The sequence below is a fragment of the Streptomyces cyslabdanicus genome, from assembly GCF_052663305.1.
Window position 1 is genome coordinate 45,744 of record NZ_JBQRUW010000055.1, and the last position, 23,874, is coordinate 69,617.

At 73.8% G+C, this 23,874-nt stretch carries 23 protein-coding genes and 1 pseudogene; 15 read left to right on the forward strand and 9 right to left on the reverse strand.

Annotated elements, in window-relative coordinates; translation table 11 throughout:
• Positions 1 to 2: 2 nt before the first annotated feature.
• Both efeU and ACTYVM_RS30160 read left to right on the forward strand, forming a co-directional pair.
• Positions 3 to 875 (forward strand): iron uptake transporter permease EfeU, encoded by an 873-nt coding sequence (gene efeU / locus ACTYVM_RS30155; protein WP_445529001.1) that lies wholly within the window; start codon positions 3 to 5, stop codon positions 873 to 875.
• The gene (locus ACTYVM_RS30160; RefSeq protein WP_445529002.1) at positions 835 to 1,842 is read left to right on the forward strand and encodes an SCO2278 family lipoprotein; all 1,008 of its coding nucleotides are present in this window, start codon (positions 835 to 837) and stop codon (positions 1,840 to 1,842) included. Before efeU ends, ACTYVM_RS30160 begins: the two co-directional genes overlap by 41 nt.
• A 79-nt stretch (positions 1,843 to 1,921) precedes the next feature.
• On the opposite strand, the gene ACTYVM_RS30165 is transcribed toward ACTYVM_RS30160, so the two are convergent.
• From ACTYVM_RS30165 to ACTYVM_RS30185, 5 genes are all read right to left on the reverse strand, one after another.
• On the reverse strand, positions 1,922 to 2,659 hold the full coding sequence (locus ACTYVM_RS30165) for a bifunctional DNA primase/polymerase (protein WP_445529003.1): 738 nt from the start codon (positions 2,657 to 2,659) through the stop codon (positions 1,922 to 1,924).
• A 100-nt stretch (positions 2,660 to 2,759) separates the two neighbouring features.
• Positions 2,760 to 3,401 (reverse strand): TetR/AcrR family transcriptional regulator, encoded by a 642-nt coding sequence (locus ACTYVM_RS30170; protein ID WP_445529004.1) that lies wholly within the window; start codon positions 3,399 to 3,401, stop codon positions 2,760 to 2,762.
• Between the two features lie 87 nt (positions 3,402 to 3,488).
• Entirely contained in the window at positions 3,489 to 4,484 is a 996-nt protein-coding gene (locus tag ACTYVM_RS30175; protein WP_445529005.1) for a small ribosomal subunit Rsm22 family protein, read from the reverse strand.
• A gap of 167 nt (positions 4,485 to 4,651) precedes the next feature.
• Positions 4,652 to 5,839: a serine hydrolase domain-containing protein gene (locus ACTYVM_RS30180; protein ID WP_445529006.1), complete on the reverse strand. Its 1,188-nt coding sequence runs from the start codon at positions 5,837 to 5,839 to the stop codon at positions 4,652 to 4,654.
• Positions 5,788 to 7,095, reverse strand: coding sequence for a multidrug effflux MFS transporter (locus ACTYVM_RS30185; RefSeq protein ID WP_445529007.1), 1,308 nt, complete (start codon positions 7,093 to 7,095; stop codon positions 5,788 to 5,790). Before ACTYVM_RS30185 ends, ACTYVM_RS30180 begins: the two co-directional genes overlap by 52 nt.
• 129 nt (positions 7,096 to 7,224) lie before the next feature.
• Here ACTYVM_RS30185 and ACTYVM_RS30190 point away from each other — a divergent pair, with 129 nt between their 5' ends.
• Both ACTYVM_RS30190 and ACTYVM_RS30195 read left to right on the forward strand, forming a co-directional pair.
• A complete protein-coding gene (locus ACTYVM_RS30190; protein ID WP_445529008.1) occupies positions 7,225 to 8,283 on the forward strand; it encodes a Gfo/Idh/MocA family protein in 1,059 nt (352 codons plus the stop codon).
• Positions 8,284 to 8,372: 89 nt separating this feature from the next.
• Positions 8,373 to 9,131: an SDR family oxidoreductase gene (locus ACTYVM_RS30195; RefSeq protein ID WP_445529009.1), complete on the forward strand. Its 759-nt coding sequence runs from the start codon at positions 8,373 to 8,375 to the stop codon at positions 9,129 to 9,131.
• 305 nt (positions 9,132 to 9,436) lie between these two features.
• Here the strand turns inward: ACTYVM_RS30195 and ACTYVM_RS30200 are convergent, their stop codons facing one another.
• Both ACTYVM_RS30200 and ACTYVM_RS30205 read right to left on the reverse strand, forming a co-directional pair.
• Entirely contained in the window at positions 9,437 to 10,663 is a 1,227-nt protein-coding gene (locus tag ACTYVM_RS30200) for a D-alanyl-D-alanine carboxypeptidase family protein (protein ID WP_445529010.1), read from the reverse strand.
• Positions 10,664 to 10,802: 139 nt separating this feature from the next.
• Positions 10,803 to 11,798, reverse strand: a complete 996-nt coding sequence (locus ACTYVM_RS30205; protein ID WP_445529011.1) for an aldo/keto reductase — start codon at positions 11,796 to 11,798, stop codon at positions 10,803 to 10,805.
• Between the two features lie 216 nt (positions 11,799 to 12,014).
• On the opposite strand from ACTYVM_RS30205, the gene ACTYVM_RS30210 reads away from it, so the two are divergent.
• Complete coding sequence (locus ACTYVM_RS30210) at positions 12,015 to 12,560, forward strand: DoxX family protein (RefSeq protein WP_445529012.1); 546 nt, start codon at positions 12,015 to 12,017, stop codon at positions 12,558 to 12,560.
• Between the two features lie 61 nt (positions 12,561 to 12,621).
• Positions 12,622 to 12,804: pseudogene (locus tag ACTYVM_RS30215) on the forward strand (hypothetical protein); the annotation flags it as partial.
• Here the strand turns inward: ACTYVM_RS30215 and ACTYVM_RS30220 are convergent.
• Positions 12,786 to 13,427 (reverse strand): response regulator, encoded by a 642-nt coding sequence (locus ACTYVM_RS30220; protein WP_445529013.1) that lies wholly within the window; start codon positions 13,425 to 13,427, stop codon positions 12,786 to 12,788. The pseudogene ACTYVM_RS30215 and the gene ACTYVM_RS30220 overlap by 19 nt on opposite strands.
• Complete coding sequence (locus ACTYVM_RS30225) at positions 13,415 to 15,397, reverse strand: sensor histidine kinase (protein WP_445529014.1); 1,983 nt, start codon at positions 15,395 to 15,397, stop codon at positions 13,415 to 13,417. Before ACTYVM_RS30225 ends, ACTYVM_RS30220 begins: the two co-directional genes overlap by 13 nt.
• Before the next feature lie 144 nt (positions 15,398 to 15,541).
• On the opposite strand from ACTYVM_RS30225, the gene ACTYVM_RS30230 reads away from it, so the two are divergent.
• The 9 genes from ACTYVM_RS30230 to ACTYVM_RS30270 all read left to right on the forward strand — a co-directional run bounded on the left by ACTYVM_RS30230 (position 15,542) and on the right by ACTYVM_RS30270 (position 23,864).
• A complete protein-coding gene (locus ACTYVM_RS30230; protein WP_445529015.1) occupies positions 15,542 to 15,904 on the forward strand; it encodes a hypothetical protein in 363 nt (120 codons plus the stop codon).
• Between the two features lie 528 nt (positions 15,905 to 16,432).
• Entirely contained in the window at positions 16,433 to 18,238 is a 1,806-nt protein-coding gene (locus ACTYVM_RS30235; RefSeq protein WP_445529016.1) for a peptidoglycan recognition protein family protein, read from the forward strand.
• Between the two features lie 191 nt (positions 18,239 to 18,429).
• A complete protein-coding gene (locus ACTYVM_RS30240; RefSeq protein ID WP_445529017.1) occupies positions 18,430 to 18,921 on the forward strand; it encodes a hypothetical protein in 492 nt (163 codons plus the stop codon).
• 95 nt (positions 18,922 to 19,016) lie between these two features.
• The gene (locus ACTYVM_RS30245; protein WP_445529018.1) at positions 19,017 to 19,319 is read left to right on the forward strand and encodes an urease subunit gamma; all 303 of its coding nucleotides are present in this window, start codon (positions 19,017 to 19,019) and stop codon (positions 19,317 to 19,319) included.
• A 158-nt stretch (positions 19,320 to 19,477) separates the two neighbouring features.
• Positions 19,478 to 19,789 (forward strand): urease subunit beta, encoded by a 312-nt coding sequence (locus ACTYVM_RS30250; RefSeq protein WP_445529041.1) that lies wholly within the window; start codon positions 19,478 to 19,480, stop codon positions 19,787 to 19,789.
• On the forward strand, positions 19,782 to 21,491 hold the full coding sequence (locus ACTYVM_RS30255) for an urease subunit alpha (RefSeq protein WP_445529019.1): 1,710 nt from the start codon (positions 19,782 to 19,784) through the stop codon (positions 21,489 to 21,491). Before ACTYVM_RS30250 ends, ACTYVM_RS30255 begins: the two co-directional genes overlap by 8 nt.
• Positions 21,492 to 21,512: 21 nt before the next feature.
• Positions 21,513 to 22,283: an urease accessory protein UreF gene (locus ACTYVM_RS30260; RefSeq protein WP_445529020.1), complete on the forward strand. Its 771-nt coding sequence runs from the start codon at positions 21,513 to 21,515 to the stop codon at positions 22,281 to 22,283.
• Entirely contained in the window at positions 22,273 to 23,034 is a 762-nt protein-coding gene (gene ureG / locus ACTYVM_RS30265; RefSeq protein WP_445529021.1) for an urease accessory protein UreG, read from the forward strand. The genes ACTYVM_RS30260 and ureG overlap by 11 nt, the downstream gene beginning before the upstream one ends.
• Positions 23,034 to 23,864 carry an urease accessory protein UreD gene (locus ACTYVM_RS30270; protein ID WP_445529022.1) on the forward strand — a complete coding sequence of 277 codons (831 nt, stop codon included), beginning with the start codon at positions 23,034 to 23,036 and terminating at the stop codon, positions 23,862 to 23,864. Before ureG ends, ACTYVM_RS30270 begins: the two co-directional genes overlap by 1 nt.
• Positions 23,865 to 23,874: the final 10 nt, after the last annotated feature.

Sequence of the window (23,874 nt, forward strand, 5' to 3'; positions counted from 1 at the left end):
CCTTGTTCTCCAACTACCTGATCGGCCTGCGCGAGGGGCTGGAAGCCAGCCTCGTCGTGTGCATCCTCATCGCCTATCTGGTCAAGACCGGCCGCAGGGACGCCCTGAAGCCGATCTGGACCGGCATCGGCATCGCGGTGGCCATCGCCATGGGCTTCGGCTGCGTCCTCGAATTCGGCTCCCAGGAGCTGACGTTCCAGGCGCAGGAGGCGCTCGGCGGCTCGCTGTCGATCCTCGCGGTGGGCCTGGTGACGTGGATGGTCTTCTGGATGCGGCGCACCGCCCGGCATCTGAAGTCCGAACTGCACGGCAAGCTGGACCAGGCGCTGGCCCTGGGCACGGGCGCGCTGGTCGCCACCGCGTTCCTGGCCGTGGGGCGTGAGGGCCTGGAGACCGCGCTGTTCGTGTGGGCGTCCGTCCACGCGGCCTCCGACGGCACCCCGCGCCCGCTGATCGGCGTCGCGCTGGGCCTGGCCACGGCGGTCCTCCTGGGCTGGCTGTTCTACCGGGGCGCGCTGCGGATCAACCTCTCCAAGTTCTTCACCTGGACCGGCGCCATGCTGGTCGTCGTCGCGGCGGGCGTGCTGGCGTACGGCCTCCACGACCTCCAGGAGGCCGGCTGGGTGCCCGGGTTGGGTGATCTGGCCTTCGACATCAGCGGGGCCATCCCGCCGGACAGCTGGTACGGCACGCTGCTGAAGGGCGTGTTCAACTTCCAGCCCGACCCGACGGTCCTCCAGGTCACGGTGTGGCTGCTCTACTTGGTCCCGACGCTCACCCTCTTCTTCGCCCCGGTAGGGTTCGCCTCCGGGAAGAGGAAGGTGACGGTGGCTGATGAGCAGGGTTCGCGGCCCTCACAGGCTTCGCAGGCTTGAGCGCCTGGCGACGGCAGCGGTCACGGCGGCCGCGCTGACACTGACGGCGAGCGGGTGCGTGGTGGTGCACGGGGAGCGTGAGGTGCTTCCGGCCACCACCCCCGCCGAGGCGGCCAAGGCGCTGACCCGGTTCACCGACGCCTACAACGCGGCCGACAAGGCCTACGACCGCTCCCTGGACGCGGACGTCGTGACCGGCGCGCTCGGCGCCATCGACGGGGCGCGGCTGAAGGCCGGGCACACCAACAACCCGGGCGGCAACTCGGCGCACACTCCGCTGACGCTGACGGACGCCAGGTTCACGATCCCCAAGAAGGCGGGCTGGCCGCGCTGGTTCCTCGCCGACGCCAAGGGGAACAAGGGCGGCGACCAGCGCTGGCTGCTGGTGTTCCTGCGCTACGGCGCCACCGAGAAGTGGCGGGTGGCGTATCTGACGCTGGCGCCGACGGGGGGCGTGCCGGAGTTCCGGAAGGACGCGGACGGCCTGGCCGAGGCCCTGCCCGTGAACAGCCCCGGACTGTCGGTCGCGCCCGGCGACCTGAGCAAGGCCTACGCGACGTATCTGAGCAGCGGCGGGGACGCCTTCGCCGACGGCACCCACACCACCGGGTGGCGCGGGCTGCGCGCCAAGGCCGCGAGCCGGCCGGGGCTGGCGCGGCAGTACATCGACCAGCCCATGACGGACGGCGCCTACGCCCCGCTGGCGCTGCGCACCGCGGACGGCGGCGCGCTGGTGTTCTTCACCACCCGCCACTACGAGAAGCAGACCGCCGCCGAGGGCGCCTCCGTCCCCACCCCGAACAAGGACGTCCAGGCCCTCACCACGGGCGAGGTCAAGCAGTCCCTGACGATGGAGTTCATCTCCAACGAGGCGGCCCTCGACCCGGCGAAGGGCGCGGGCGCGGCCGGGGGCAAGGTGTCGATACTGGCCCGCGTCCAGGGCCTCACCTCGGCCCAGGGCGAGTAGGACCCAAGGCGGCCCAGGGCGAGTAGGGCCCGGGGCCGCAGGGCGAAGGGGTCCGGCCACCGGGGTCGGCCACCGGAGGTCAGTGGCGCAGGGGCCAGGTCGTGGTGTGGAGGTCCGGCTCCTGGGCGGCGTGGCGGGCGCAGGCGTCGGTGAGGGGCTCCAGGAGGCTCAGGGGGTCCGGGAGGGCGTGCTCGGGGCCGCGCAGCCAGCGCACCTGCTGGTCGTCGTCGCCGGGCAGGCGGGCCGGCGGTACCAGGACGTAGGAGCCGCGGCAGTGCCAGCGCAGGCCCGGGTGCTCGTCCATGGTCTCCGGGTGGCAGTCCAGCTCGCAGGGCCACCACTCGTCCTCGTCCTCGGGCGTGCCGCGGGTGAGGGCGAAGAACAGCATGCGGCCGTCGTCGCTCTCGGCGACCGGGCCGACGTCGACGCCCTCGGCGAGCAGCCGCTCCAGGGCCTGGCGGCCGGCCTCCAGGGGCACGTCGAGGACGTCGTGCACCATTCCGGTCGCGGTGATGAAATTGGCCCGCGGCTGGTGCCGGGCCCAGCGCTCGATCTGGGCGCGGTCGGTGGTCGACTGCGTCTGCCAGGCGAACGACACCGGGTGCCGGGCGGGCGTGGGACAGCCGACGCGGTCGCAGGAGCAGCCGTATCCGGTGCCCGGGTGCGCGGCGGGCGCGAGGGGCAGTCCCGCGGCCGCGGCGGCGAGCAGCAGTGCCTCACGACCGCCGTCCCCGGCGGTCTCCTTGGGGCGGCGTCCCCGCAGCCACCTGGTGAGTTTGCCCTGCCGGCCGGTGCGGTCGCCGAACTCCGCGCTCATCTATCCCCTGACCTCGCTGGTGTGGACAGCATGTCCCATGGTCCCACCATCCTCCGCCCCGCGGGACCGGAGCCGGCAACCGGGGTGGTGGCGGCGACGCTCAGCGCGGCGCGAGCCCGTACAGCGCGTAGTCGACGAGGGTGTCGGTGTACTCGTAGGAGATCGGCGCCGTGCGCTGGAGCCAGCGCTGGGCGAGCGGGGAGACGAAGAGCTCCAGGGCGACCCTCGGGTCGACGCCGGGGCGTACGGCGCCGGCGTCCTGGGCCGAGCGCAGTCTGCGGACGTACAGCTCCAGCTGCGGCTCGAGCAGCTTGGCCACGAACTGCCGGCCGAGCCGCTCGTTCACCACGCCCTCGGCGGCCAGGGCCCGGGCGGGCGCCTCGAACGCCGGGTCGAGGAGTTCGTCGACGGTGGCGCGCAGGACGGCCTTGAGGTCGGCGGCGAGGTCACCGGTGTCGGGGATCCCGTCCGGCGGCCCCTCTCCCGGCCCGTCCACCTGCTCGTCCCCCTGCCGGGCCGCCGCCTGCTCGCCGAGGTCGAGGAACGCCTCCATGAGCACCTCCGCCTTCGAGGGCCACCAGCGGTAGATCGTCTGCTTGCCCACCCCGGCCCGCGCCGCGATCGACTCGATGGTGGTCTTCGGATACCCGGTCTCGGCGACGAGCGCGAGGGCGGCCGCGTAGATCGCGCGGCGGGACTTCTCACTGCGGCGGCTGGCGTCGGGGGCGGGCTTGTCGACCATGGGCCGACGGTAGCAGGGACGTGAGACGGCCCGTCTCGCCGCTCCCGCCGAACCGTGCGGGTCCGCCACCCGCCGCGGTGCCGGTGGCTAACGCGTCGGGTCGGGGGGCGGCCAGGGGTCGCCCCAGTCCGTGTCGCGGGCCGCCTTGTACAGGTCGCCGTGGCGCTTGGTGACCGTCTCCCGGCGCAGGCCCTCGTCGGGCGCGCACAGGTTCAGCAGGACCTGGCCCTTGCGGATCTGGGGGCGGCGGACGACGCGCGCGGGGGCCGGGGTGGCCGGGAAGCGGGTGGCGGCGACGTAGCTGAACTTCTCGTCCTCATAGGCGAGGGAGCCGCCCTTGACCTGCCGGTGCAGGGAGGACCGGCTGACCCGGGCCGAGAAGTGGCACCAGTCCGTGCCGGGCACGATCGGGCAGGCGGCGCTGTGCGGGCAGGGCGCGGCGACCTGGAAGCCGGCCGCGATCAGACGGTCCCGGGCCTCGATGACGCGGGCGTAGCCGCCGGGTGTGCCGGGCTCGACGACCACGACGGCACGGGCGGCGGCCGCGGCGGCGTCCACGACGGCGGCGCGGTCGGCCTCGGTCAGCTCGCCCAGGACGTAGGAGACGGTGACGAGGTCGGTGTCGTCGAGGGTGAGCGCCTCGCCGATCCGGGTACGTTGCCAGCGGGCGTCCCGCAGGGCCGGGTCGGCCTCGGCGATCTCCCGGCCGAGGGCGAGTGCGGGCTCGGCCCAGTCCAGTACGGTGACCGGCCGGATCTCGTCCCAGGTGGCGCCGACGGCCCAGGCGGCGGCGCCGGTGCCGCCGCCGACGTCGGTGTGGCTGCCGGGCGTCCACTGCGGTGCGGCCTCGGCGAGGGCCGCCAGCGCCGAGCGCACCGCCTCGAAGGTGGCCGGCATCCGGTACGCGGCGTACGCGACGACGTCCGCGCGGTCGCGCAGGATCGGCGCGTCGGTCGGGGTGCTCCCCCGGTAGTTGGCGATCAGCCGCTCCACGGCGCCCGCGGCCTGCCGGGGCGGCAGCCCGTCGAGCAGCCCGGAGAGCGCGGCACGGAGGGTCTCCGACGGGGGTACGACGTCGTTCACCGTGCGATTCTCTCAGGTCCGGCGGACCCTCAGAACCGCCCCCGACGCCTCTCGAACCCGGCCACCCGCGCCGCCGGGTCACCGCGGCGCGCAGGGGCCTCGCGGCTCTCGGGCCCGGCAGGCCGCCGGCCCGTCGAACCCGGCGGAGGCCCGGGGTACTCGCCCCCTCAGGTCCGGCGGGCGCCCCGGACCGCCCGTGCCAGTCGTGTCGCCGCCGTCGCGCGTGGGCCGCTCGCGGGTGGGCGGCGGCGGGGGTGGACCGTGGTGGCCAGGAGGACCAGGAAGGTGTCCGTGGCGGGGTCGAGGACCAGGGACGTGCCGGTGAAACCCGTGTGGCCCGCCGCTCCGTGGCCCGCCAGCTCGCCCATGAACCACGGCTGGTCCACGGCGAAGCCCAGGCCCGGCGGGGCGAGCAGCAGGTCGACGAGGTCGGGGCCCAGGATCCGGGCGGGGCCGTAGGAGCCGCCCGCGAGCAGCGCACGGCAGAAGACCGCGAGGTCGGGTCCCGTCGAGAACAGGCCCGCGTGACCGGCCACGCCGCCCAGCGCCCAGGCGTTCTCGTCGTGGACCTCCCCGCGCAGCATCCCCCGGTCCGCCTTGGCCCACGGCCGCCGCTGGTCCTCGGTCGCCGCCGCGCCGGGGCACGGGCCGAAGCGGGTCGAGGCCATGCCCAGCGGTCGGGTGATCCCGTCGCGGACCAGGACGTCCAGGGGGCGGCCGGTGATGCGCTCCAGGACGCGCTGGAGCAGCAGCGGGTTGAGGTCCGAGTAGGTGTACGTGCCGGGCACGCCCACCGGGGCCTCCGCGTGCAGCAGCGCCGACCGGGAGGCGTCGTCGGGGCAGTCGTACAGCGGGAGTTCGGGCCGCAGCCCGGAGGTGTGGGTGAGCAGCTGCCGTACGGTGACGCCGTGCGCGGCGGCCGCCCGGAACTCCGGCAGGTACGCCCCCACCCGCGCGTCGATGCCCAGCGTGCCCCGTTCGATCTGCTGCACGGCGGCGACCGCGGTGAACAGTTTGGTGAGGGAGGCCAGGTCGAACGGCGTGTCCACGGTCATCGGCACCCGCTGGTCGGGCGGCAGTTCGACGCCCCGGTCGGTGGCCGGGTCGTAGGACGCGTACCGCACCGCCCAGCCCACCGCCTCGGCCACGGCGATCACCGGGCCGCGTCCGGCGATCACGACGGCGCCGGCCGCCCAGGGGTGCTCCCCGGCGGTGAGGTCGTGGACCTCGCGGACGAGGTGACGCAGCTCGGCGGGGTCAAGTCCGGCCTTCTCCGGTGTGTCCCGGCGCAGTCTCGGTGCGCTCAGCTCTCCTCCTGCACGCTCTCGGCCGCATATGGCCTCCAGGGACGGCACATTCCCATGAAGCAGGCCAGCGCCACCAGCGCGGCCGCCAGTTGGACCAGCGCCATCGGCACGGCGGTGTGCTCCCCGGCGATCCCGACGAGCGGGGAGGCGACCGCGCCGATGAGGAAGGAGGACGTACCGAGCAGGGCGGACGCGGAACCGGCGTGCTGCCGGGTGCGCATCAGGGCGAGCGCCTGGGCGTTGGGCAGGGTGACGCCCATCGCGGACATGAGCACGAACAGCCCGGCGGCCACGGGCACCAGGCCCACGTCCCCGAAGACGCCGGCGGCCATCAGCAGCAGGCCGGTCGCGGCCAGGACGACCACGGCGAGGCCGACGGCGAGCACCCGGTCCAGGCGGACCCGGCCGACCAGCACCCGGCCGTTGACCTGGCCCACGATGACCAGTCCGACCGAGTTGAGCCCGAACAGCAGGCTGTACGTCTGCGGGGAGGCGCCGTAGATCTCCTGGATCACGAACGGCGAGGCGGCGATGTACGCGAACAGCGCGGCGAAGGCGAAGCCGCCCGCGAGCAGGTACCCGGTGAAGGCGCGGTCGGCGAGCAGCCCGCGCATCGAGCCCAGCGTCTCGCCCACCCCGCCGCCGTGCCGGCGGGCGGGCGGCAGGGTCTCCGGCAGCCGGGCCCAGACGACCGCGGCCAGCAGCGCCCCGACCACCGTGAGGACGACGAACACGCCCCGCCAGTCCGTCACCCGCAGGATCTGCCCGCCGATCAGCGGCGCCACGATCGGGGCGACCCCGGATATCAGCATCAGGGTGGAGAAGAAGCGGGCCATGGCCACGCCGTCGTACAGGTCCCGGACGACCGCGCGGGCGATCACGATGCCGGCCGCGCCGGACAGGCCCTGGGCCAGCCGGAAGGCGACCAGCGTCTCGACGTTCGGGGCGAACGCGCACAGCGCGGTGGCGACGACGTAGACGGCGAGCCCCGCCAGCAGCGGGCGGCGGCGCCCCCACCGGTCGCTCATCGGGCCGACCACCAGCTGCCCGAGCGCCATGCCGGCCAGGCACGCGGTGAGCGTGAGCTGGACCGTCGCGGCCGGGGCGTGCAGGGACCGGGTGACCTCCGGCAGGGAGGGGAGGTACATGTCCATCGCGAGCGGGGGCGTCGCGGTCAGCCCGCCGAGGATCAGGGTCACCAGCAGTCCGGCGCGGCGGGCCGCGCGCGCCGGCGGGCCGGCGGGTCCCCGCTCCGGTACGGCCGTTCGCGGCGCGTGCGGTGCCGGCGCCCCACCCTCCGACATGTGTGTCCTTCCTCACCCGGCGCTCGCCGGGCCCTCTGCGGCCCTCCGGCCCTCTGCGGCTGATCCGCCGCCTATGCTCTCAGCTCGTACACCGTGCCGAGGAACGCGCGAGCGAGGGTGGGGTCCGGGATGTCGGAAGTGTCCGGGGTGGCGGAACAGACGGTGCGCTGGGGGATTCTGGCGACCGGCCAGATGGCGGCCGCGTTCACCGCGGACCTGGTGGACCTGCCGGACGCCGAGGTCATGGCGGTGGCCTCGCGCGCCGAGGGTCCGGCGAAGGAGTTCGCGGAACGGTTCGGGATCCCGCGGGCCTACGGCGACTGGCAGTCACTCGCCGAGGACCCCGACATCGACGTCGTCTACGTCGCCGCCCCGCACACGGCCCACCGGGCGGCCGCCGGCCTGTGCCTGGAGGCAGGGCGGAACGTGCTGTGCGAGAAGCCGTTCACGCTGAACCTGCGGCAGGCCGAGGAACTCGTCGCCCTCGCCCGGGAGCACGACCGGTTCCTGATGGAGGCCATGTGGATGTACTGCAATCCACTGACACGGCGACTGAAGGCACTGGTCGACGACGGCGCGGTCGGCGAAGTGCGCACCGTCCAGGCCGACTTCGGGCTCGCCGGCCCCTTCCCCGCCTCGCACCGGCTGCGCGACCCGCAGTTGGGCGGCGGGGCGCTGCTCGACCTCGGCGTCTACCCGGTGTCGTTCGCCCAGTTGCTGCTCGGCGAGCCGTCGGACGTGACGGCCAGGGCGGTGCTCTCCGCGGAGGGCGTCGACCTCCAGACCGGCGTGCTGCTCTCCTGGGACGGCGGCGCGCTGGCCCAGTTGCACTGCTCCATCACGGGCTCCACGGCGACCTGCGCCTCGGTCACCGGCTCCGAGGGCCGGATCGACGTGCCCTCCGGCTTCTTCCACCCGGAGAGCTTCGTGCTGCGCCGGCACGGCCGTGAGCCGGAGGAGTTCACCGCGGACCCGGCCGACGGTCCGCGCACCAGCCTGCGGCACGAGGCGCGGGAGGTGATGCGGGCCCTGCGCGCCGGCGAGAAGCAGTCGCCTCTCGTACCCCTGGACGGCACCCTGGCGGTGATGCGGACGCTGGACGCGGTGCGGGAGCGGATCGGCGTGCGGTATCCGGGGGAGGCGGCCGGACCGGACGCCGGCCAGGCCCGGGAGGCCGCGCTCGCCTGAGCCCCGCCCGAGACCCGCGGCCTCGGCGGGCATCCGTATGGCGGACAGTGGATTCCGCGTGACGGACCGCCCTCGTACGCTCCGGTGCCATGACCGACAGGCAATCGAAGATCGCGGTGGTGACCGGAGCCGGCTCGGGCATCGGGCGGGCCGTCGCCGTGGAACTGCTGCGCACGGGCTGGCGCGTGGCCCTGGCGGGGCGGCGCCCCGAGACCCTCGAGGAGACGGCGGCGCTCGCACCGGGGACCGCCTCCCTCGCCGTGCGCACCGACGTGACCCGGCCGGACGACGTGGCCGCGCTGTTCACCGCCACCGTCGAACGGTTCGGGCGCGTCGACCTTCTGTTCAACAACGCCGGCTCGTTCGGGCCGGGCGGCGTGCCGGTGGAGGACCTGTCCTACGAGGCGTGGCGGCACGTGGTGGACACCAACCTCAACGGGGCCTTCCTGTGCGCGCAGGCGGCGTACCGGCGGATGAAGGAGCAGGACCCCCAGGGCGGCCGGATCATCAACAACGGCTCGATCTCGGCGCACACGCCCCGGCCCCACTCCGCGCCCTACACCGCCACCAAGCACGCCCTGACCGGCCTGACCAAGGCGCTCTCCCTGGACGGGCGGCCGTACCGGATCGCGGTCGGGCAGATCGACATCGGCAACGCGGCCACCGACATGACGGCCCGGATGGAGACGGGCGCCCTCCAGGCCAACGGGGAGGTCGTGCCGGAGCCCGTGATGGACGTCGCCGACGTGGCACGCACCGTGCGGCACATGGCGGAGCTGCCGCTGGAGGCGAACGTGCAGTTCGCGACGGTGCTGGCGACGACGATGCCGTACGTGGGGCGGGGTTGAGCGGCACGGGACGGACCGCGTGAGGGACCACGTGACGGACCGCGTGCGGTACGGGACGGGCCGCCGACGGCGATCTGCACAAGCGGAATCCCAACGTCCGTACCATCAAAGCCGGTTGGCCCCCTATGCTCGACATCTCCTCCACCAAAGCTTCACAGTTGGAGCAGCGCGCTTCCGTCGGCCGGGTCCGGAGCCACATTCCCGGGGGGAGGCGGCAGCCGTTCCACCGCACCGGCAGGGGGTGAACCCCGCGGCGGGACCGTGGGGTGCGCGCCGGCGCGTGGAACGGCTGCCGCACTGTCGGCTCAGCGCCGGTGGCGGCCCCCGGAGTCCGCGGCGACCGCGCCCCGGCGCCGGCGCAGCGCCCACACGCCGCCGGCCAGCAGCGCGACCGTCCCGCCCGCGCCTTCCAGCAGCCGCCAGGCCGAGGGGCGGCTCTCCGCCGCGGCGCCCGGCGGCCCGGCGGCGGCCGGTGCGGCCTGCTTCTCGGGCGGGGCGCCCGCGTCCGCCTTCGCCCCGCCCTCACTCAGCGGCTCGACCAGCGTGCCGACGGGCTGCGCGGAACGCCCCTGCCCGAAGCCCCAGTCGAGCAGGGCGGCGGTCTCCTCGTAGACGGCGTTGCTGCCGGCCGCGGGGTTCAGCACCGTGACCAGCAGGGTGCGGCCACCGCGTACGGCCGCGCCGGTGAAGGTGTTGCCGGCGTCGCTGGTGTAGCCGTTCTTCACCCCGATCAGGCCCTGGTACGCCTTCAGGCCCCACGCGCCGGTCAGCAGGCGGTCGGTGTTCTGGATCTGGAAGCTCTTCTTCCGGCCGGCCGGGAAGTCGGCGTCGCGCGTGCCGCAGTAGCCGCGGAAGTCGGCGTCGCGCAGCCCGTGCCGGGCGATCAGCGTCAGGTCGTACGCCGACGACAGCTGACCGGGGTGGTCGAAGCCGTCGGGGCTGACCACGTGCGTGTCCAGGGCCTGGAGGTCCTCCGCCCTGGCCTGCATCTCGGCGACCGTCTTCGCCACTCCGCCGTTCATGTGGGCGAGCACGTGCACGGCGTCGTTGCCCGAGCGCAGGAACACGCCCTGCCACAGCTGCTCCACCGTGTAGGTGGTCCCGGCCTGGATCCCGACGAGGCTGGAGCCCATGGGGATGTCGGCCAGGTCGGCGTCGGTGACGGTGTGCCGCTCGGCACGGTGGAACTTCCTCAGCACCGTGTCCGCGAACAGCATCTTCAGCGTGGAGGCGGGCGCGAGGCGCTGGTGCGCGCGGTGGGCGGCGAGCACGTGTCCCGTCTCCCAGTCGGCGAGGAGCCAGGCGCGGGCGGTGAGGCGGCCGGGCAGACCGGTGGCGCCGCTCACCTGCACCCCCGCACGCGCCAGCCGCTCGCCGCCGACCACGGTGGCGGCGCGGGCGGGAGTGGCGGCCGCGGCCGGGCCGGTGCCGGTCAGGGCGGTCAGCGGTGCGGCCGTGGCGAGGGCGAGCAGGGAACGTCGGGTCAGGGGGTGGGGGGACGGGGAGTGGGGGGACCGAGAGGAATCACGCACCCCGGGACCGTACAAAGCGATCCCGAGCCCGTGCACGGGATGCGCTCAAAACCTGACTAAAAGATCATCAAAGGGCGAGTCACCGGATGCCCTGCCGGATCGCGCTCCCGGCCCGCACCCCGCCCGGCTCCCTGCCCCCTCACCGCCCCAGGATGCGGTCGGTCTCGGCCAGCTGGGCGGCGGTGAGCGGGCCCTTGGCGAGCGCGCCCGCGTTCTCCTCGGCCTGGGCGACCGAGCGGAAGCCGGGGATGGGAACGGTCCGCGTGCTGCGCGCCCACAACCAGGCCAGGGCCCCCTGCGCGAGCGTACGGCCGTCGCTGGTCAGGACCTCGCGCAGCGCCTCGACGCGGGCCAGCCACTCCGGGTCGGCGCCGGAGCCGTCGCCGAAGCCCTTCAGCCAGGCGGGCGGCCGGCTGCGGATGTCCCCGGCCTCCAGGTGCGCGCGCCCGGCATGCTTGCCCGTGAGCAGTCCCATGGCCAGCGGGCTGCGATCGACGCTCGCGAGGCCCCTCTCCTCGCAGAGCGCGAGCATCCCGGGCGCGTCCTGGAGCACGTTCAGCGCGTGCTGCACGGCCGTGCAGTGCTCACCCTCGGCGAAAACGGCCGCGCGGGCGGGGTCGTCCGTGCTCCAGGCGTAGGACCGGATCAGACCCTCGGCCACGAACTCCTCGCAGGCGTCCCGAAGGGCGGCCGCTTCGTCGAGCCGTGCGTGGGAGAGGTGCAGCTGGTACAGGTCCACATGGTCGGTGCCGAGGCGGGCGAGGGACGCGGTGAGGGCGCGGCGGGCGTGCTCGGGCGTGGCGTCCTGCCCGTCGGCCGTGCGGGTGCGCTCGTCGAACAGGTTGCCCCACTTGGTGGCGACGACGACCTCGTCCCGGCGCTTGCCGAGAGCCCGCCCGAGCAGCCGCTCACTGTGCCCGCAGCCGTAGACATCCGCGGTGTCGAAGAAGGTGACGCCGAGGTCGAGGGCGCGCCCGATCGCCCGTACGGACTCCTCGTCGTTCACCGCGCCCCAGCCGAGCGGCTGCCCGTCCGCGGACCGCCACTCCCCGCCGATCGCCCAGCACCCGAAGCCGAGCGCGCTGACCTCCGTCCCGCCGCGTCCCAGTGTCCTTGTGAAGGTGGTGGTCTCCATGCCCGGGAACGCTACGAGTTCGAGCGCGCACGAGGGCAAGGGACCGTGCGGGGACTCGTGTCACGTCGGCAGCGTCGCATCGCCCCCGGACCCCGCCACCCGAACGGCGCCCAGGACGGGCCCGCCGGGTGTGGGCGGTGCGACGGTGGACATCCGGAAAGGGGCCGGAAAGGGCTCGTTGCCGCTGTTCCTCCGCCGTCTGCCTGGGGAGTCACCGTGACCTGTTTCGACCGCCGCGATCTGGGCCTGCTGCTGCTCCGGCTGGGTACCGGCGGCGTGCTGGCCGCGCACGGCGCGCAGAAGCTGCTGGGCTGGTTCGGCGGGGGCGGGATCGAGGGGACCGGCCGGTTCATGGAGTCCGTGGGCTACCGGCCGGGGAAGGCGAGCGCGATGGCGGCCGGCCTGGCCGAGGCCGGCGGCGGTCTGCTGCTGGCCGTGGGCCTGGCGACCCCGGCGGCGGGCGCGGCGGCGGCCGGTGCGATGGCGGGGGCGGCGGCGGTGCACGCGCCGAGCGGCTTCTTCGCGCAGAGCGGCGGCTACGAGTACGCCGCCTCTCTGGGCCTGACCTCCGCGGGCCTGGCCATCGCGGGCCCTGGCCGGATCTCCGTGGACCACGCCCTCGGACACACCGTCAACCGTGGCTGGATGGTCCCGGCGGCGTTCGCGACGGTGGCCGCGGCGACGTGCGTGGTCCTGGGCGCGCGCGTACGGCAACTGCGCAGGGAGAAGGAAGGGGAGCAGGAGACGCTGTTCGAGGAGTAGACGCTGTTCGGGGAGTAGACGCTTTTCGAAGCGTGGTGGGGAGGAGCCGTGGTGGGGAGGGGTGGCCCTGCGCACCCTGACCCCGCAGGCCCGGGAGGTCTTCGCTCGGCATCTGGGCCGGGTCAGGCAGCGGTCCCTGGGGGCGGGGCTCCGGAGCCGGAAACCCCGGAGCCGGGTGCGCTGGGGTCGGGATGGTGACGAGCGATCAGGTCCGGTTGAGATCGGTCAGGTCCGGTTGAGATAGAGGAGCACCGCCAGCACACGGCGATGGTCCTCCGCGGAGTGGGCCAGGCCGAGCTTGGTGAGGATGGAGCTGACGTGGGTCTCCACCGTCCGGTTGGTGAGCCACAGCCGGCGCGCGATGCCGACGTTGGTGCGGCCCTCCGCCATCAGCGCCAGTACCTCGCGCTCCCGGGCGGTCAGGGACTCCAGCGGATCGGCGGTCCGGTGCGCCCCGATCAGTCGCGACACCACCTCGGGGTCGAGGGCGGAGCCGCCGGCCGCCACCCGGCGCAGCGCGTCCAGGAAGTCGTCGACGTCGAACACCCGGTCCTTGAGCAGGTAGCCGAACCTCCCCCGGGACACCAGGTCGACGGAGTGCCGGGTCTCGACGTGCTGGGAAAGCAGGACGATCCCGATCTCCGGGTGGGTGTCGCGGATCCGCCGGGCCGCCCGGACGCCGTCGTCGGTGAGGTCGGGCGGCATCCGAATGTCGATGATCGCCAGATCGGGGCGCGTGGCCGCGACCGCCGAGACCAGCTCTGGTGCGTCCTGCGCCTTGGCCACCACCTCGTATCCCGAGTCGGCCAGCAGACGTGCCAGGCCCTCCCGGAACAACGCCGAGTCCTCACCGATCACCACGCGCACGGCAGCACCGCCTCCACCACGGTGCCGCCACCCGCCGGGCTGGTCAGCCGCAGTGTGCCGCCGGCCGCCTCGACCCGGTCCGCCAGCCCCGCCAGGCCGGCACCCGGGCGCATGGTGGCCCCGCCCGGCCCGTCGTCGCCGATCCGCACGCTGACCTGGCCGGCGACCCGGTGGACACGGACCGCGATGGCGGCCTGGCCCGCGTGCTTGACCGCGTTGGTCATCGCCTCGCTCACCACGTAGTAGGCGGTCATGGCCACATCCTCGGGAAGGTCGTCGACGGCAGCCTCGAGCCGCACCGGCACCGGTGCCCGGCCGGCCAGTACGGCCAGCGCGTTGCCGAACCCGTCATCGAGGCTGCTCGGCCGCAGACCGTGCGCGATCTGCCGCAACTCTGCTACGGCTGACGCAAGTTGGCACACCGAGCGGTCGAGCAGGTCGTCGACGTCGACCGTGCCGTCGGCAAGGTGGCGCTGCGCCAGGCGGATCGCCATGCCCAAGGAGACCAGGCGCTGCTGCGCCCCGTCGTGCAGGTCGCGTTCGAGGCGCCGCCGCTCCTCGTATCCGGCGTGCAGCAACCGTGTGCGGCTGGCCTCGGCCTCGTCGAGTGCCCGGCTGACCTCGATACGCAGCCGGACCACCTCGACGAGCAGGGCGCAGGCGGACGCCACCTCGCGCAGCAGTTCCCGGCTGCCGGTGCCACCGCGGACGATCGCACCGATGTCATGGCCGCCGAGCCGCACCGGAGCCACGTGCGCCTCCCCCGGATCCAACGCCGCGCCCGCCGCGTCGACCAGCCCGGACGCACCAGGCAGCCGGTAGCCGACCCTGAGCAACGGATCACGCAGGGCCTCGCGCAGCGCCTGCTCCAGCTGCTCGGGCCGGTCCTGGCCGGCGTGGGTGCGGACGCGCAGACCTTCGATGGCGGTCAACACGGCCTGCCGCGCCGGGTAGAACCGTCCGTCGACCCGTCGCTGGAGCCGGGAGCGCAGCGGGGACAGAGCGGCGGCGCAGACGGCGGTGGCCGCCGCGGCCACCGCCGGCGAGGTCCGTCCGGCGCCGAGGCCGGCCACGAACGAGGCCGCCGTGTAGAAGCCCAGCAGGACCGTGGTCACCAGGCCGTAGCTGACCGCGGTGCTGATCGCCCGGTCGATGTCGTAGAGGTCGTGCCGCAGCACCGCGATCGTGGTCGCCACCGGGATCGCCAGGGCCGTCGCCGCCAGGCCGACGACGGCCAGTTCCGGCCCGCCGAGAAGCAGGTAGCCGGCCCAGCACAGCAGCAGGGTCAGTGGCAGGAAGGCGGCACCGAGCGCGAACCACTTGAGCTGTGCCCGCCGCACCTCGTCGGTGGCCCGCCGGTAGCGGACCACCACCGCCGCCGCGGAGGCGGTCAGCAGCCCGAGGAAGACCGGCAGCAGGAACAGCGCCACCGCACCCAGCACCGGCACGTAGGGCTCGGAGAGCCGCAAGGGGTGCGGGATCGACTCGAGGGGCTGCCGAAACGGTCCGGGGTCCACAGCCGCGATCAGCGTGAACAGCGTCGGCACGACCAGCAGCCCGGCGACCGCCCAGCGCCAGCGCCGACCCGGCAGCCGCCCGTCCGGGAAGACCAGCATGAGCAGCGCGGCGGGTACGTAGAGGAACATCCAGTCGCCCTGCGACAGCGCCGCGTACCAGGAGGAGACCGCCAGGCCCGGCCGCCGGGCGAGAGCCAGCGCGGAGAGGTCGCTGACCGTGAGCCACACGGTCGTCGCGCCGACCAGGACCAGCAGCAGACCGACCGCGCTGTCCGGCCGGCGGACGGCGACGAGCATGCCGAGCACGACGGACGGCAGCCCGAAGGCCGCGCCGATCGCGAACGCCGCAGCCGCGCCGGCGTCGCCGGTGAGCACGGCGAGCACCACTCCGGCAACCGCCAGCAGGCACGTCAGGACTGCGGCGGCGGTCGCGGACAGACGCCGAGTTGCCACGTACTCAGGGTAGTTCGGGCGGTCACCGGGAGTGAATACGTGTCAGCACGGAGACACGGTCCCGGGCCGGCCCCGATCCGCGAGCCGGGTACGCGGCCCCAGACTGCGGACGTCGGTATGTCGCCCCCTGCGGAGGAGGATCCCGTGAAGCGCTCCCGTGTTCTCGTCACCGGGCTGGTCCTGGCCGGCCTGCTCGGTCTCGTCGACGTGGTCTCGATGCCGTTCGGGGACGGTGAACACCCCCCGTTCGCGGTCGCCGTGGCGGGCGCCGTCATCGGACTGATCACTCTGGTCGGCGTCGTCCTGGCCTGGCGCGGGAGCCGCGCCGGAGCGGTGGCCGTGATCGTCACCCGGTTGCTGTCGGCGCTCAGCGCCGTACCGGCGTTCTTCGCCGACGATGTGCCGGGAGCGCTGGTCGCTCTCGTCGCGCTCGCCATCCTGCTCACCCTCGGCTGCGTCGCCCTGATCGCCCCGGGACTGCGGGACCGCGCGGCGACGGAGGGATGACCACGACCCTCGTGGCCCTCGCCTCGCCCGCCTCCGCGCCGAGCGGGGTGCGCGAAATCGGCCTGGCGGGACGGGGCTCACGGCGGTCGGCACCCGAGCAACCGGAGCATTGAATTCCGCGTTCCAGGAATTGAGTCCCCTTTTCCCGCATCAACGGGTGCCGTGCGGTGCTTTTCCGCTCCGCCTTTCCGGGTCGACGCGATGCGCAGCCGCGCCGAATTTCTAGTCACCTCACAGACACCATGTCAAGCGAGCGGACATTACCGGCACTTCATCGACTTCGCCAACACTCCAGGCGGAGCAGAAGCCCCGAATGTCCGCTATTTCCTTTCGGTGGACAGCTGTTCCCGGTACCGGGTATAAACGCCGACTCACACAACAGCTGAATGGAATGCACGAGGGGACGGAAATCATGACGGCATGTCACCGAGCGTCGCCGCATTCGAATCCGCCGACCGGCATTCCCCGCGCGCTGCCTGATCGCGAAGAGCGCGAAGAGCACGCACTCGACACCACCGAGGGAAAAGCATGAGCTCCACAAGATCTCGTTCCCGCCGCGCACGTGCCGGTAGACGCCGGGTCTGGCTGGCCGTCGGCGCCACCGTGATCGGCGGCGCCGGTCTGGCCACGGCCGCCGTGGTCCTGACTCCCGATCACGCCACGGACGCGGGGGCCGCGGACGCTCGCCCGGCGAGGGCGGACACCATCACGCTCGCCGGTTCCGACAGTTCCGAACGCACCCTTCCCCGCACCGACACCAAGGCCTTCTCCCTGATCGGTGTCTCCTGGGAGGACCGCGCCAGGTCCTTCGACGGCACGGCCCAGATACGTACCCGCGCCGCCGCCGACGGCGAGTGGACCGACTGGCGCGACCTCGACTTCGACACGGTCGGACCCGAGACCGACGAAGGCCGCGCCCCGGGCACCCGTGGCGCCTCCGAACCGCTGTGGGTGGGCCCCTCCGACGCGGTCGAGGCACGCGTCACGGCCGACGGCAGGCAGACCACCGTCCCCGACGGACTGCGCCTCGACCTGATCGACCCCGGCACCGCCCCGCAGGGCAAGGGCAACGGCAACGGCAACGGCAACGGCAACGGCAACGGCAACGGCAACGGCAACGGCAACGGCAAGGCGAACGGCCAGGACAAGGGGAACGGCCAAGGCCAAGGCAACGGCCAGGACAAGGGGAACGGCCAGAACAAGGGCAACGGCCAGAACAAGGGCAACGGCCAAGGCCAGGGCAACAACGGCAACGGCAACGGCAACGGCAACGGCAAGGGTGGCACGAAGCCGGGCGACGCCACAGGCGGCACGGCAGCCCCCACCCCACAGCCGTCCTCCCCCGGCTCCTCCTCCGCGCCCGGCGACACCCCGACGGACACCGACTCGTCCGCCACGCCCACCGATGCCGCCGGCAACGGCGACGGCTCCTCGGACACGGCCCCCTCCCCCACCGCCGAGGCCACCACCGACGACGGGAAGGCACCCGAGCCGACCAACCCCGCCGACCACACCACCGAGGCACCCGTACCCACCTCGGACACCGGCTCGGACACACAGCCGACCACAGGTTCGGAGCCCACCGGCCCCGCGGACTCCGGCGGCTCCCCGGCTCCTGGCGACAGTACCGGGCCGGAGCCGGCCGACTCGGCCCCTCAGTCCACGGGCGACACCTCCGAGCCGCCCGCCTCCTCGGCGCCCGGCACGACCGCGCCCACCGGGCCCGCCGCCCCCGCGATCGTCGACCGCGCCGCCTGGGGCGCCGACGAGTCCCTGGTCGAGGACCCGCCCGAGTACCTGGACAAGATCGAGGCCGTCTTCGTCCACCACACCGCGGGCACCAACGACTACAGCTGCGCCGACTCACCCGCCATCATCCGCGCGATCCTCGTCTACCACGTGCGCACCGAAGGCTGGAACGACCTCGGCTACAACTTCTTCGTCGACAAGTGCGGCACCGTCTTCGAGGGCCGCGCCGGCGGCGTCGACCAACGGGTGCGCGGCGCCCACACCTATGGCTTCAACGGCAACTCGGCGGGCATCTCCCTGCTGGGCGACTACGAGAACGGCGGCACTCCGACCGCCGCCGCCAAGCAGGCCATCGCCGACCTCGCCGCCTGGAAGCTCGGCCTGGACGGCGTCGACCCGGAGGCCAAGGTCACCCTCACCGCGGCGGGTGACACCGGCGTGTACAAGTCCGGCCAGAAGGCCACCTTGAACACCATCTCCGGCCACAGGGACGGCTTCGCCACCCTCTGCCCGGGCAAGACCCTCTACTCCGCGCTCCCGGGCATCCGCACCGCCGCCGGACAGTCCCGCTACGCCACGCGCTGACCCGACCGCCCCGCCCGGCCACGCCGCCCCGTCCCCATCGGCCGACCCGTCCCCACCGGCCGGGCGGGGGCACCGGCCAGGGCGGCGGCACCGGTCGTAGCACCGGCCTCGCGTGACGTTCCGGCAACGGAATCCGCTTGCTAACCGGGGAGCAAGTCAAGGCCCCACAGCAAGCGAAGGGGTGGGATTCCATGGCCGAGGCCGACGAGAACAACCCGGACGCGGAGGGGATGCACCTGCACGCGGCGGCCCTGGTCGCGCGCCTCACGGGGCGCAGCCGGCTGCCGCTGGACTACTCCGTGGCGAGTCTGCGGATCGTCGACTTCCTGATCGACGGCATGCGCAAGGGTGGTGCTTCGTGCGAGCGCGTACGGGGACCCCTACTCGGGCTCGGAGCTTACGTAGGTGAGGTGTTGGTGCGCCACGCCGGAGCGACCTGGGTGGACTTCGATGCCGACCTGCGGGCCTGCTTCGGCCAGCCGGTCGGCGTCCGTATGCCGGACGGGCGTCTGTGGAACCCGCTGGGCAAGGTCCTCAACCGCTTCGAGACGGGCGGAGCACGGGATTCCCTCCAGATCTTCTATCTGACCCTGCACGGCCGGCCGCGGCGGGCGACCGTGTCGGACGCCCAGGCCGATGGCGTGCGCGCGGAGGACGTCCGGCGCGTCGAAGGGTCCCGCTGATCACCACCCTGGGTGAGTTCTCGCTCTGCGACGGGATGGCGTTTGGGATTAACTGCAAGTGCCTGGTTCTACCTCTGAGCCCGTGGAGGCGGCCGATGCTGCTGACGTTGCACGAGCGTGAGCGCCTGATGATCTACACGGCAGCGAAGCTGGCCCTGGAGCGCAGGGAGCGGGGCCTGCTGCTGAACCTGCCGGAGGCGACCGCGGTGATCACGTCGTTCCTGCTGGAGGGGGCTCGGGACGGCCGGACCGTCACCGAACTCATGGAGGCCGGCCGCACGGTGCTCACGCGCGACGACGTGATGGAGGGGGTGCCGGAGATGCTGGGGCACTTGCAGGTCGAAGCGACCTTCCCCGACGGCACGAACCTGATCACGGTGACAGGACCCATCTCATGATCACGAAAGGCGGCCGGCAGGCCGGCGACGACCCGGGCAGGCCGAACCAGCACGGCTCGGTGCTCCACCCCGCCGGCGGCGTCGGCAGCCCCAGCCCGCCGCGCCGGGGCGGGACCGGGGGGTACTGCACGGGCGATCAACCGGAGACCGACCGGCCGCTGATCCCGGGTGAGGTGCTCTACGGCGACGAACCGGTCGTGATCAACGCCGGCATGGAGGTCGTCAGGCTGCGGGTGGAAAACACCGGCGACCGCCCGATCCAGGTCGGTTCGCACTTCCACTTCGCGGAGGTCAACGCCGCGCTGGAGTTCGACCGCGAGGCCGCGTGGGGGCTGCGGCTCAATGTGCTCTCGGGCGGCTCGGTGCGTTTCGAGCCCGGCGCCGTGGAGGAAGTGGAGCTGGTCCCGATCGGGGGCCGGCGGATCGTGGCCGGCCTGCGGGGTCTGTGCGGAGGGGGACTCGATGGCTGAGGTCAGCCGGCGCGAGTACGGCGCGTCGTTCGGCCCGACCGCCGGGGACCGGATCCGCCTGGCCGACACCGACCTGTTCATCGAGGTCGAACAGGACCTCTGCGGCGGCGGTGACGAGGCCGTCTTCGGTGGCGGGAAGTCCATTCGGGAGTCCATGGGCCAGTCCCGGGCCACCCGTGGCGAGGGCACCCCGGACCTGGTCATCACCGGCGCGGTGGTCCTGGACCACTGGGGCGTGGTGAAGGCCGACGTGGGCGTCCGTGACGGCCGGATCGTGGCACTGGGCAAGGCGGGCAACCCCGACACCATGGACGGGGTCCACCCCGACCTCGTCATCGGCCCGTCCACGGAGATCGCGGCCGGAAACGGCCTGATCCTCACGGCGGGCACGGTCGACACCCATGTGCACTTCGTCGGCCCGGACATGTTCGAGGAAGCCCTCGCGGCGGGCACCACCACGTTCGTCGGCGGTGGCACGGGGCCGAGCGAGGGGTCGAAGGCGACCCTGGCCACGCCGGGCGCCTGGTGGCTGCGGCGGATGCTGGAGGCCTGCGAGCCCTGGCCGCTCAACGTGCTGTTCCTGGCCCGCGGCAACAGCGTGTCCCACGAGGCACTGTGGGAGCAGCTGCGCGGCGGCGCCGGCGGGTTCAAGGTGCATGAGGACTGGGGAGCCACCCCGGCCGCGGTCGACGCCGCGCTGACCGTCGCCGACGAGGCCGGGGTGCAGGTCGCGATCCACAGTGACACCCTCAACGAGGCGGGCTTCGTGGAGGATCTGCTCGCCGCCGTGGGCGGCCGGACCTTCCACGCGTTCCACACCGAGGGCGCGGGCGGCGGCCACGCACCGGACATCATCCGGATCGCCGGCGAGCCGAACGTGCTGCCCGCCTCGACCAACCCGACCCGCCCGTTCACCGTCAACACGGTCGCCGAGGCACTGGACATGGTGATGGTGGCCCACCACCTCAACCCCCAGGTGCGCAACGACCTGGCGTTCGCCGAGAGCCGGGTGCGTCCCACGACCATCGCCGCGGAGGACGTGCTGCACGACCTGGGAGCTCTGTCGATCATGTCGTCGGACGCGCAGGCGATGGGCCGGATCGGGGAGGTCGTGACCCGGACGTGGCAGACCGCCCACCAGATGAAGAAGCTGCGCGGCTCCCTGCCCGGCGACAGCGTGGCCGACAACCACCGGGCCCGCCGCTACGTCGCCAAGTACACGATCTGCCCGGCGGTGGCCCACGGCCTCGAACGCGAGATCGGTTCCGTCGAGCCCGGCAAGCTGGCCGACCTGGTGCTGTGGCAGCCCGCCCTGTTCGGTGTGCGGCCCACGGTCGTGTTCAAGGCCGGCATGGCCGCGAGCGCCGCCCTCGGCGACCCGAACGCGTCGATCCCCACGCCCCAGCCGGTGCTGAACCGGCTGGGCTACAACGTGGGCAACCCGGCCGCCGCCGCGAGCAGCGTCGCCTTCGTCTCGCCGGCCGCCCTGGAGGACGGGCTCGCCGAGCGCCTGGCGATCCGGCGGCCGCTCGTGGCCGTGGAGAACGTCCGCGGGCGCGGCAAGCGGGACCTTCCGGAGAACACCGCCACTCCACGCATCGAGGTCGACGCCGACACGTACAGCGTGCGCGTCGACGGCGAGCTGATCGAGCACGAGCCCGCGGCCGAGCTGCCGATGGCTCAGCGCTACTTCCTCTTCTGACCCCGACACCACCGCGCTTCGATGAACGCCGACGACACCCAGGACACCCGGACATCCGAGGACCGGCAGCCGCAGACGACGCTGCCGGCGCTGCTGCTGCTCGCCGACGGCCGCTTCCCCTCCGGCGGGCACGCCCACTCCGGCGGTCTGGAAGCGGCGGCGGCCCTGGACGGCGTACGCGATCTGGCCGCGCTCGAGGAGTTCCTGCGCGGGCGCCTGGCGACGACCGGCGTGGTGACCGCCGCGTTCACGGCGGCGGCGTGTGCCGCCTTCGGCGGTACGGACCGCCGGGGGTCTGACACCGGCGCGGCTCTGGAAGCGTTGGAGACACTGGAGACGCTGGACCACGAGTTCGCCGCGAGGACCCCGTCAACGGCGCTGCGGACCGCCTCCCGCCGCCTGGGACGGCAACTGCTGCGGGCAGCCCGTACGATCTGGCCCCACCCCCGCCTGGACGAGCTGAGCGCGGCGCCCCGGCACGGCCCCCATCACCCGGTGGCCCTGGGCGCGGTGGCCGCGGCGGCGGGCTTGGGGCCGGACGCCGCGGCGCTGGCCGCCGCTCACGACGCGGTACTCACCCCGGCGACGGCCGCCGTACGGCTGCTCGGTCTCGACCCGTTCGCGGTCCACGCGGCGGTCGCCCGGCTGGGCCCGCGGATCGCCGCCGTCGCCGCCGAGGCGGCACACCACGCGCACACCGCGCCCGCGGCGCTCCCGTCCCGCGCGGGCCCTCTCCTCGACATCCGTGCCGAACACCACGCCGCCTGGGAGGTGCGTCTCTTTGCGTCCTGACCCCTTGCTCCCCGACCCCACCCCGCGCCCCGACCGCCCCCGTTCACACCCGCACGACCACGCGCACGACGACTCACACGGCCACGCGCACGACCACTCGGACGTCGGCGCGCAGGGGGCCGGAGCCCTGCCCCGCCACCCCGGCCGGGCGCTGCGCATCGGTATCGGCGGCCCGGTCGGCTCCGGCAAGACCGCACTGGTCGCGGCACTGTGCCGCACCCTGGCCCCGGAACTCTCCCTGGCCGTGGTCACCAACGACATCTACACCACCGAGGACGCCGACTTCCTGCTGCGCAACGGCGTACTGGCCGCCGAACGGGTCCGGGCGGTCGAGACCGGGGCGTGCCCCCACACCGCGATCCGGGACGACATCTCCGCCAACCTCGAAGCCGTGGAGGAACTGGAGGCGACCCTGCCGCCGCTCGACCTCGTCCTGCTGGAGAGCGGCGGGGACAACCTCACCGCCACGTTCAGTCGCGGACTGGTCCACCACCAGATCTTCGTCATCGACGTCGCCGGCGGGGACAAGGTCCCCCGCAAGGGCGGCCCCGGTGTCACCTCGGCCGACCTGCTGGTCATCAACAAGACCGATCTGGCGCCGCAGGTCGGCGCGGACCTCGCCGTGATGGACCGCGACGCCCGCGCCAAGCGCGGCGACCTGCCCGTGCTGTTCACCTCACTGGTCCAGGACCCCACCGCGGCCGACGTCGCCGCGTGGGTACGGCAGCGCCTCGGCGTCCCCGCCCGGTGATGCGTGCCCACGCCTGCCTCGAGGTGACCGCCGACCGGGACCGGTCCGGCAGGGCCAGGACCCGGATCAGCCGGCTCCGTTCCGACGCGCCGCTGGTGCTGCGCCCCACCGTCGCGGCGGAGCCGACGGGCCGCTGGAACCCGCGGGGCGCCGCCCACGTCGCGCTGGCCGCCGCGGCCGCGGGCCCGATCGGCGGGGACCTCCTGCGGCTGGACGTCGAGGTCGCGGCGGACGCGGCGCTCGTCGTGCGCACGGTGGCGGCGACCCTGGTGCTGCCGGGGCCGCACGGCCGTCCCTCGCACATGGAGACCCACCTGCGGGTCGCGCCGGGCGGCACCCTGGTCTGGCTGCCCGAACCGGTCATCGCCGCCGGGCGCTGCGACCACCACGCCACGACACGCGTCGACCTGGCACCGGGCGCCCGCCTGCTCGCCCGCGAGGAACTGCTCCTGGGCCGCCGCGGCGAAGCCCCCGGCGCGGTCCGCCAGCACCTGCGGGTGACCCTCGCCGGCCGCCCCCTCCACGACCAGGAGTTCGCCGTCGGCCCGGACGTCCCGGGCTGGCACGGCCCGGCCGTCACCGGCGGTCACCGAGCGCTGGGCACGCTGCTGGTCGTCGACCCCGACCAGCCGTCCGCACCCGAACCCGAGCCCACGCCCGTCGAAGCGGACGCGGCCGTCCTGCGCCTCTCCCCCACCGCCACCCTGCTCACCGCCCTGGCCGACGACGCCCTCGCCCTCCGCCGGCACCTCGACCGGGGCCTGACCGACCCACCATCGACATCGCCGGGTTTACCGCGTGCGATTACGCGGCTGACCATGTCTCGCTAACCGGGGGCCT